The sequence below is a fragment of the Duganella sp. GW821-FHT01E12 genome, assembly GCF_059422325.1.
Genome location: NZ_JBWKWR010000016.1, coordinates 114,781 through 122,956, shown reverse-complemented (window position 1 = coordinate 122,956; position 8,176 = coordinate 114,781). Strand labels below are relative to the sequence as shown.

General features: G+C 67.1%; 7 protein-coding genes and 1 tRNA gene. 6 read left to right on the top strand and 2 right to left on the bottom strand.

Features of this window, described 5'->3' with window-relative positions; genetic code table 11:
• Window positions 1-76: transfer RNA gene (locus AC07WS_RS28955), tRNA-Ala, on the bottom strand.
• A gap of 394 nt (window positions 77-470) precedes the next feature.
• Here AC07WS_RS28955 and AC07WS_RS28950 point away from each other — a divergent pair.
• From AC07WS_RS28950 to AC07WS_RS28935, 4 genes are read left to right on the top strand one after another with little or no spacing between them, the layout of a single operon-like run.
• A complete protein-coding gene (locus AC07WS_RS28950; RefSeq protein WP_494732392.1) occupies window positions 471-1,301 on the top strand; it encodes an alpha/beta hydrolase in 831 nt (276 codons plus the stop codon).
• A 26-nt stretch (window positions 1,302-1,327) separates the two neighbouring features.
• Window positions 1,328-1,573: an acyl carrier protein gene (locus AC07WS_RS28945; RefSeq protein ID WP_494732391.1), complete on the top strand. Its 246-nt coding sequence runs from the start codon at window positions 1,328-1,330 to the stop codon at window positions 1,571-1,573.
• Window positions 1,570-2,805 carry a beta-ketoacyl-[acyl-carrier-protein] synthase family protein gene (locus AC07WS_RS28940; RefSeq protein ID WP_494732390.1) on the top strand — a complete coding sequence of 412 codons (1,236 nt, stop codon included), beginning with the start codon at window positions 1,570-1,572 and terminating at the stop codon, window positions 2,803-2,805. Before AC07WS_RS28945 ends, AC07WS_RS28940 begins: the two co-directional genes overlap by 4 nt.
• On the top strand, window positions 2,802-3,515 hold the full coding sequence (locus AC07WS_RS28935; protein ID WP_494732389.1) for a MipA/OmpV family protein: 714 nt from the start codon (window positions 2,802-2,804) through the stop codon (window positions 3,513-3,515). Before AC07WS_RS28940 ends, AC07WS_RS28935 begins: the two co-directional genes overlap by 4 nt.
• On the opposite strand, the gene AC07WS_RS28930 is transcribed toward AC07WS_RS28935, so the two are convergent.
• Window positions 3,516-5,624, bottom strand: a complete 2,109-nt coding sequence (locus AC07WS_RS28930) for a TonB-dependent siderophore receptor (protein ID WP_494732388.1) — start codon at window positions 5,622-5,624, stop codon at window positions 3,516-3,518.
• 144 nt (window positions 5,625-5,768) lie between these two features.
• Here AC07WS_RS28930 and AC07WS_RS28925 point away from each other — a divergent pair, with 144 nt between their 5' ends.
• Together AC07WS_RS28925 and AC07WS_RS28920 are read left to right on the top strand one after the other, a co-directional pair.
• Window positions 5,769-6,677, top strand: coding sequence for a sulfurtransferase (locus AC07WS_RS28925; RefSeq protein WP_494732387.1), 909 nt, complete (start codon window positions 5,769-5,771; stop codon window positions 6,675-6,677).
• A 216-nt stretch (window positions 6,678-6,893) separates the two neighbouring features.
• Window positions 6,894-8,165 (top strand): dicarboxylate/amino acid:cation symporter, encoded by a 1,272-nt coding sequence (locus AC07WS_RS28920; RefSeq protein ID WP_494732386.1) that lies wholly within the window; start codon window positions 6,894-6,896, stop codon window positions 8,163-8,165.
• The last annotated feature ends 11 nt before the right edge of the window (window positions 8,166-8,176 follow it).

Genomic DNA, 8,176 nt, shown 5'->3' with positions numbered 1-8,176 from the left:
TGGTGGAGGTAAGCGGGATCGAACCGCTGACCTCTTGCATGCCATGCAAGCGCTCTCCCAGCTGAGCTATACCCCCCTGTGTGCGGGGCGCATTATAGCAAAGGACCGCGCAAAGCAAAAGGCGGTGTTTTACGGCGCGGCGAACCTTTCCAATCTGTAATGAAGTGATCATGCCACCGGGAGCCGCGAATGGCTAAAATTCGTCATCCAAATCGGTCGGACCAGTTTATATCCTCGCAATTTCCCACGGCATCCAAGTCCTCGCATCCGCCATCACACCGAACTATCCGGTTGCGTGATGCGCACCCCGGCAAAAAAAACCAGCATGTCGATGGCATTCCGGTGCAGCGGTTACTGGAGTTTCTGTGTCAAACGAGGGTATGATGAACCCATTTTTTAACGCTCGCGGCAACAGCGACTGATGACCGCCCCACGGTCAACAATAAAAAGCTTTTCTTGAACAGGGTAGTATGAAGACTATTGAATTGGCAGGCGGCCCGCATGCCGTGCTGGCATTGCACGGGCTGCTGGGCAACCCGCTGGAAATGCAGTATGTGGGCAAGCGCCTGCAACGTGCAGGCTACACCGTTGTCATCCCGCTCATCCCGGGATATGGCTACTCGTCCGGCCAGGCCGACTCTTACCGTACCACCCGCAGCGAGCGATGGTACGAGGAAGTCGCACGCCTGTTCGATCAGCTCAAGCAGACCCACGCCAGCGTGTCGGTGGTGGGGCTGTGCATCGGCGCGGTGCTGGCGCTGCGCCTGGCGATCGAGCGCGGCGACGAAATCGCGGCCCTCGGCCTGCTGGCCACGACCCTGTCCTACGACGGCTGGAGCATCCCCAAGTACCGCTTCCTGTTGCCGCTGGCGTACTACACGCCGGCCCGCCACTGGTACTCGTACGAAGAGCGCTATCCCTACGGGCTGAAGAACGAAAACCTGCGGCGCTGGATCGCCCGCGAAATGAAGGTCAGCGATTCGTCGGCGGCCGGCGCCTCGCGCCTGTCGGCCGAAGGCATCTTCCAGGCGCACCGCCTGATCAAGCAGGTGCGCGCGCAGCTGTCCAAGGTGGTCGCGCCGGCGCTGATCATCCACGCCGAGGAGGACGACGTCGCCAGCACCAAGAGCGCCGACCTGGTCGAGCGCAGCATCAGCTCGCCGAGCCGCCGCAAGGTCATCCTGCACAACAGCTACCACATCATCACCCTCGACAATGAGAAGGAACTCGTGGCCGACGAAACGGTCGCGTTTTTCAACCAGCATCTGCCGTCCGAGGACGCGCTGCTGAACCGCGCTTAACACCAATTAATCTGAGACTATTTTTTATGAATTCATTTCCCACCGTCGCCAAACTGCTGGCCAAGAGCCTGGACGTTCCCGAAGACACCATCCAGCCGCAAACCGAACTCGAAGCGCTGGGCGCCGATTCGCTGACCGTGATTGAGCTGATTTTCGACCTGGAAGAAGAGTTCGGCATCGAAGTGGGCGACGAGCGTCCGAAGCTGGTGGTGGTGCAGGACATCGCCGACCAGATCGACAGCTACCTGGCCAACAAGGCCACCAGCGCATGACCGCGCAGCGCGTGGTGATCACCGGCCTCGGGGCGATCTCGTCGCTGGGCGTCGGCGCCGACCGCAACTTCGAACAGGCGCTGGCCGGCCACAGCGGCATCGGCCTGCTGCAGGTGGCCGGCGACCGCCAGCGGCCGGACACGCCGGCCGCGCAAATCCGCGGCCCCTTGCCCGAGTTGGTCAAGAATTCCGAGCTGCCGATCTTCGACCGCTTCTCGCTGCTGGGCTGGGCCGCCGCCAGCGAGGCGCTGGCCCAGTCGGGCCTGGACGCGAGCGTCGCGCCCGAGCGCAGCGGCGTGTTCTGGGGCAGCGGCATGGGCGGCGCCGGCACGGTCGAACACGGCTACGTCGACCTGTTCATCGACGGCAAAACCCGGGTGCGGCCGATGTCGGTCGTGGCCGGCATGACCAACGCGGCGGCCGCGCAGATCGCGCTGCGCTGCGGCTTCAAGGGCAGCGTCAACAACTACAGCAGCGCCTGCGTGTCGTCGGCCCAGGCCATCGGCGAGGCCTACCGCCACATCCGCCACGGCTACGCCGACCGCGTGCTGGCCGGCGGCTCGGAAGCGCTGCTGTGCTACGGCGTGGTCAGCGCCTGGGACGCCTTGCGCGTGCTGGCGCCGCTCGACGCCGAGCACCCCGAGCGCTCGTGCCGGCCGTTCTCGGCCGGACGCGGCGGCCTGGTGCTGGGCGAGGCGGGCGCCGCCGTGATGCTGGAATCGCTGGCATCGGCGCAGGCGCGCGGCGCCACCATCCTGGCCGAGCTGGTCGCCTACGGCACCAGCAACGACGCCACCCACATCACCAAGCCCGACGCCGACGGCCAGGAACGGGCCATGCGCCAGGCGCTGGAGCAGTCCGGCCTGCCGGCATCGGCGATCGGCTACATCAACGCCCACGGCGCCGGCACCCCGGCCGGCGATCTGGCCGAGGCCACCTCGATCAAGCAGGCCTTCGGGCCGCTGGCGCGCGATCTGCTGGTGAGCTCGACCAAGTCCATGCACGGCCATACGCTGGGCGCGGCCGGCGCGCTGGAATTTGTGATCACCACGCAGGCGGTGCGCCACGGCGCGGTGCCGCCGACCGCCTTCCTCGATCAGCCCGATCCCGAGTGCGACCTCGACTTCGTGCCGCGCGAAGGCCGGCGCGGCGTGGCGCTGCAGGCGGCGATGTCGAACTCGTTCGCCTTCGGCGGCAGCAACGTCGCGCTGATCGTCGGTGCGTTCCGATGAGGGCTGGACTGCGGCGCTGGGCCGCGTTGCTGGTGCTGTCGGCCGGCTGCGCTCAGGCGCAGCAGCAAGCCGCGCAGGATCAGGCGCCGCGCCTGGTCGGCGACATCGGGCTGGGCATCAGCAGTTCGCCGGTCGCGGTGCCGGCGCAATCGCGCAGCACCAGCGCCGTCCCGTACGCCAATTTCGAATACGGCCCGGCGTTCGCGCGTATCGACACCTTCGGCGTCAAGCTGGCGCCGGCCGGTTACGGCAGCGTCGAACTGCTGACGCGCGTGCTGGAGGACGGCTACCGCGCTAGCGCGCCGCCGCAAGAGCGGCTGCGCTCGTCGGTGCCGCTGGGACTGGGCACTTTGCAGGTCACGCCGGTGGGCGCCTTCATGGCCAACGTGTATCGCGACCTCGGCAAATCGCACGGCACCATGCTCGACCTGATGTACGCGGCCGAGATCGATCACGACCGCTTCGCGTTTTATCCGCAAGCCGGTATCGAATACCGCTCGGCCAATTACGTTCGCTACTACGACGGCGTGGCCCGCTCGGCCAGCAACCCGTTCGCCGGCCTGCTGGTGGAGGCGCGCCTGAGCGGCCACTGGTACCTGGTCGTCAACGTGCGCCGCACCTGGCTGGACGATGCGATCCGCAGCAACCCTGCGGTGCGCCACCGCTCGCTCGATTCCGGCCTGGTGGCGCTCAGCTACCGCTTCGAATAATCACAAGTCCACCTTCACACCCAGCTTGACCAGGCGCGGCGCGCCGGCGGCCAGGCGCGTGCCGGCGCCGGCCCAGTACTGCTTGTCGCCGAGGTTCTCGATATTCAGCTGCCACGTGGCGCGCTTGCCGCCGATGCTGGTGGCGTAACGCGCGCCGGCGCTGAACAAGGTCACGCCGCCGAGGAAGGCCTGGTCCAGATCGTTGACCGGACGGGCGCTGTAGTAGTAGGCGCCGCCGTTGACCGACCAGCCGGGCAGGGCATTCACGTCATAGGCGAGGAAGGCGCTGGCGGTGCGCCGGGAGGCGTTCTCCGGCGCCTTGCCGTTGTAGGCGGCGGTGGTATTTTCAAATGCCGGGTCCAGCAGCTGGGCTGAGGTCTGCCACGACAAGCGGCGCGTCAGTGTGCCCTGCGTGGACAGCTCCAGCCCGCGATAGTGCTGCGCGCCGTCGGCCACGAACACATTGGCCGCGTTGGTGTAGTAGCCGGGGCGGTGGATGTCAAATAGCGCGGCCGACACCAGCGTGCCGCCGCCGCCGAGCCAGCGCGCGCCCAGCTCGCGCTGCTTGCTGACACCCGGCGCCATCTTGACGCCCTGGTTGACCGTGCCGGTGGGCGCCGATTCGCCTTCCTCCAACCCGCGCGCGGCCGATGCGTACAACGACAGCGCCGGCGACAGCTTGTAGATCAGCGAGGCCATGGGCGTGGTCTGGCCGACGTCGTAGCGATTGTCGCCCTGGTCGCTGCGGTAGCTGGTGTGGCGCAGGCCCAGCACGGTCTGCCACTGCGGCGACAGGACGATGCGGTCCAGCGCGTAGACGCCGGTTTCACGCGTCTTCAGTTCGGCCGTGGTGGGCGTCGCCGGCGCTGCGCCGAACACCACGCTCGCCAGCGGGATCGCCACCGGGTTGTACAGGTTCTGCGCGGCGATGGTGTAGTTGCGCTGGTAAATCGGATCCTGCGATTTGCCGGTGTGGGCGGCGCCCAGCGTCAGCTCGTGCGTGAGCGCGCCGGTGGCGACCGTGCCCGCCAGCTCGGCGCGCAGCAGCGTCGACGCCGTCACCTGATGCTGGATGTTGCCGGTGATGCGGCCGGCGCCGGTCTGCAGCGCGGCCGCGTTATTCAGGCGGAAGATGGGCAGCGTGCGGTCGCGCGCGGTTTCCGAGTGGCCCGCCTCCAGCGTCACGGCCCAGTCGCCGGCCAGCGCGTAATCGGCGCGCAGCTGGGCGTTGTCGCTCCTGGTTTCGAAGCGTGCCCAGTCCGGGCCGACCAGGGCGCGCGGATCGACCGCGCGCGGCAGGCTGATGACGTTGTTGACGGCGGCCGGCAGCATCACGGCGGCTTGCTCCGTCACGCGGCGGCGGTCGTGCTCCAGGTCGGCCTTGAGCAGCAGGCGGCCGCTGACGCGCCAGTCCAGCGCGGCCGAGGCGAAGCCGCGGTTGCCGTTGCCGACGTCGCGCAGGTAGGAGCCCAGCGTGCCGCCGGCGGCGTTGACGCGCACGCCGAATTCGCCGCGCTCGCCGAAGCGGCGCGCCACGTCGGCGCTGGCGACCGCGCTGCCTTGCTGGTCCAGCGTCAGGCCGGCGCTGGTGACCGGCGTCGCGCCGGCGCGGCGGGTGACGAAGTTGACCACGCCGGACGGCGACGTAAAGCCGTAGTACAGCGCGGACGCGCCTTTCAGCACCTCGACCCGCTCCTTGTCCTCCATCGGCACCTGCGAGAAGTTCATGATGGGCAGCGAGCCGTTCAGGCGGTAGTTGGTGCGGTTCTCCACGGCGATGCCGCGTATCACCAGCTGGTCCCAGGTATCGCCGCCGTTCTGCTGGCGCGTGACGCCGGCGGTGTTGCGCACCGCGTCGTAGAGGCCGGCGGCGGCCTGCCGTTCCAGCAGCTCGCGCGTGACGACGTTGACCGTGGACGGCACGTCCATGATGTCGGCGCCGCGAAAGCTGCCGGCCTCGGTGGTCCGGGGCAGCAGGCCCTGGGCGCGCGCGGCGGTGACCTTGACTGTCTGCAGCACCTCGTCCTCGGCGGTTTGGGCGGCGGCGGCGCCGGCCAGGCAAGCCAGGGGAAGGGCATAGCAAAGACGGAAATAAGTGGGACTGCGCATGTTTGGCTTTCTGGGCGGCGGAAACGCGCATATTATCGCAAATGAGAAGCATTCGCAATTGTGGTGACAAGGCGGTTGCTGCATACCGCTGCTATGTGATCGCGTAAAATATCGAGCCGTCACCCCGACCCAACGCCCCATCGTATGATTTCTGGTTTCGCCGACAATATTGCCACCGACTTTAGACCGGACCTGGTCCGCTGGCGCCAGCTCGTCGCGCCGGCCTGGCTGGCGGCGCTGGTCGCGGGCGCCGAGGTCGAGGCGGCCCCGGCGGCGGACTGGCGCCTGTTCGAAGTCGGCTGCGGCGCGGCGGTGCTGTTCGAGCAGGCTCATATTCCGGGCGCGTCCTACTTCGACACCGCCTGCATCGAGCAGCTGCCCTTGTGGAACAAGGTGGCCGACCAGGCGCTGCTGGCGCTGCTGCTGGCGCGCGGCGTGCGCCACGACACCACCGTCGTCCTGTACGGCCGCAACAACCTGGCCGCCGCGCGGCTGGCGCATCTGCTGCTGTACGCCGGCGTGGCCGATGTGCGCCTGCTCGACGGCGGCTACGCGCGCTGGCAGGCGGGCGGCCACGCCTGCGTTCGCGGGCCGGCACCGGCCGGCGTCGCGGTCACCGACTTCGGCTGCGCCTTCCCGGCCCATCCCGAATACCTGATCGGCACGCCGCAGGCGCGTGCCTTGCTGGCGCGCGGCGACGGCGTGCTGGCCAGCATCCGCACCCGCGCCGAATTCGCCGGCCGGGCCTCCGGCTACCACTACATCGCCGCCGGCGACATCCCCGGCGCGCGCTGGGGCAGGGCGGGCGAGGACGGCGACGTCAACAGCATGAGCGCCTATCACCAGGCCGACGGCAGCATGAAGCCGGCGGCCGAGATCGCCGCGCAGTGGGCCGAGCACGGCATCCTGCCCGGCACGCCGACCGCGTTTTACTGCGGCACCGGCTGGCGCGCCTCGATGGCCTTTTTCTATGCCTGGCTGATGGGCTGGCCCGACATCAGCGTCTACGACGGCGGCTGGTTCGAGTGGAGCCAGACGCCGCCGGCCGGCTGACGGCCGTCCAACTTTCCATACAAGGCCGGCTCGGGGCGTTTGGATTTCGGGACGCTTCCGCCGTCCCGCAAAATGTTGCTAAAATGAATTATATTTAGAATCAAGGACTTGCTTCCGAATTTTTGTCTGTCAAAGGCTGGCACAGCCATTGCTATGTAGCCCAGACCCGCCGGCGCACGCTGAGCGGTGACGACAACAAAAAACTGGAGAAGCCAAGTGAAAAAGAAACGCCCATTAACGCTCTACATCCTGATCGCCATGGTGCTCGGCATCGGTGTCGGCTATGCCTGCCATGACACCTTCCCCGACAAGGCGCTCAGCGCCAGTATCGCCGGCAATATCTCGATCGCCACCGACGTGTTCCTGCGTCTGATCAAGATGATCATTTCGCTGCTGGTGTTCTCCACGCTGGCGGTGGGCATCGCCCACATGGGCGACGGCAAGGCCGCCGGCCGGGTCGGCATCAAGGCCATGGGCTGGTTCGTGATCGCTTCGCTGGTGTCGCTGACGCTGGGCATGCTGCTGTCGAACTTCCTGCAGCTGGGTACCCACCTGGGCCTGCCGCTGCCGGCGGTCGACGCCGCCACCGGCCTGAAGACCTCGGCCTTCACGCTGAAGGACTTCGTCGCCCACATGGTGCCGAAGTCGCCGATCGAGGCGATGGCCAACAACGAGATCCTGCAGGTGCTGGTGTTCTCGATCTTCTTCGGCAGCGCGCTGAGCGCGATGGGCGAGGCCGGCGCCAAGCTGACCGCCGTCATCGACCAGCTGGCGCAGGTGATGTTGCGCATCACCGGCGCCATCATGAACCTGGCTCCGCTGGCCGTGTTCGCCGCGATGGCCTCGGTCATCACCACCAACGGCCTGGGCATCCTGGCCACCTTCGCCAAATTCATGGGCGGCTTCTACCTGGGCCTGGTCTGCCTGTGGGCGCTGCTGATCCTGGGCGGCTTCCTGTTCATCGGCAAGCGCGTGTTCCGCCTGATGGCCCTGATCCGCGAGCCTTTCCTGCTGGCCTTCTCGACCGCGAGCTCGGAGGCGGCCTATCCGAAACTGCTGGTAGCGCTTGACCAGTTCGGCGTGCAGCGCAAGATCTCCAGCTTCGTGCTGCCGATGGGCTACTCCTTCAACCTGGACGGTTCGATGATGTACTGCACCTTCGCCGTGCTGTTCATCACCCAGGCCTACGGCATCGACCTGTCGCTGGGCACCCAGATCACCATGCTGCTGTTGCTGATGGTGACTTCCAAGGGCATCGCCGGCGTGCCGCGCGCCTCGCTGGTGGTGATCGCCGCCACGCTGAACCAGTTCCATATCCCCGAAGCGGGCCTGCTGCTGTTGATGGGCATCGACCAGTTCCTGGACATGGGCCGTTCCGCCACCAACGCGGTCGGCAACGCCGTGGCCACCGCCGTGGTCGCGAAATGGGAAGGCGCTTTGGAACCAGAAGTGGAACAACCTGTCGTCGCCACGATGCGCGCGGCTTGAAAAAATAATTA

What these genes read in the sequence shown, in the direction of transcription:
- AC07WS_RS28950 (WP_494732392.1), top strand. Translation starts at nt 471, where the DNA reads ATGAAGACTATTGAATTGGCAGGCGGCCCGCATGCCGTGCTGGCATTG.
- AC07WS_RS28945 (WP_494732391.1), top strand. Translation starts at nt 1,328, where the DNA reads ATGAATTCATTTCCCACCGTCGCCAAACTGCTGGCCAAGAGCCTGGAC.
- AC07WS_RS28940 (WP_494732390.1), top strand. Translation starts at nt 1,570, where the DNA reads ATGACCGCGCAGCGCGTGGTGATCACCGGCCTCGGGGCGATCTCGTCG.
- AC07WS_RS28935 (WP_494732389.1), top strand. Translation starts at nt 2,802, where the DNA reads ATGAGGGCTGGACTGCGGCGCTGGGCCGCGTTGCTGGTGCTGTCGGCC.
- AC07WS_RS28930 (WP_494732388.1), bottom strand. Translation starts at nt 5,624, where the DNA reads ATGCGCAGTCCCACTTATTTCCGTCTTTGCTATGCCCTTCCCCTGGCT.
- AC07WS_RS28925 (WP_494732387.1), top strand. Translation starts at nt 5,769, where the DNA reads ATGATTTCTGGTTTCGCCGACAATATTGCCACCGACTTTAGACCGGAC.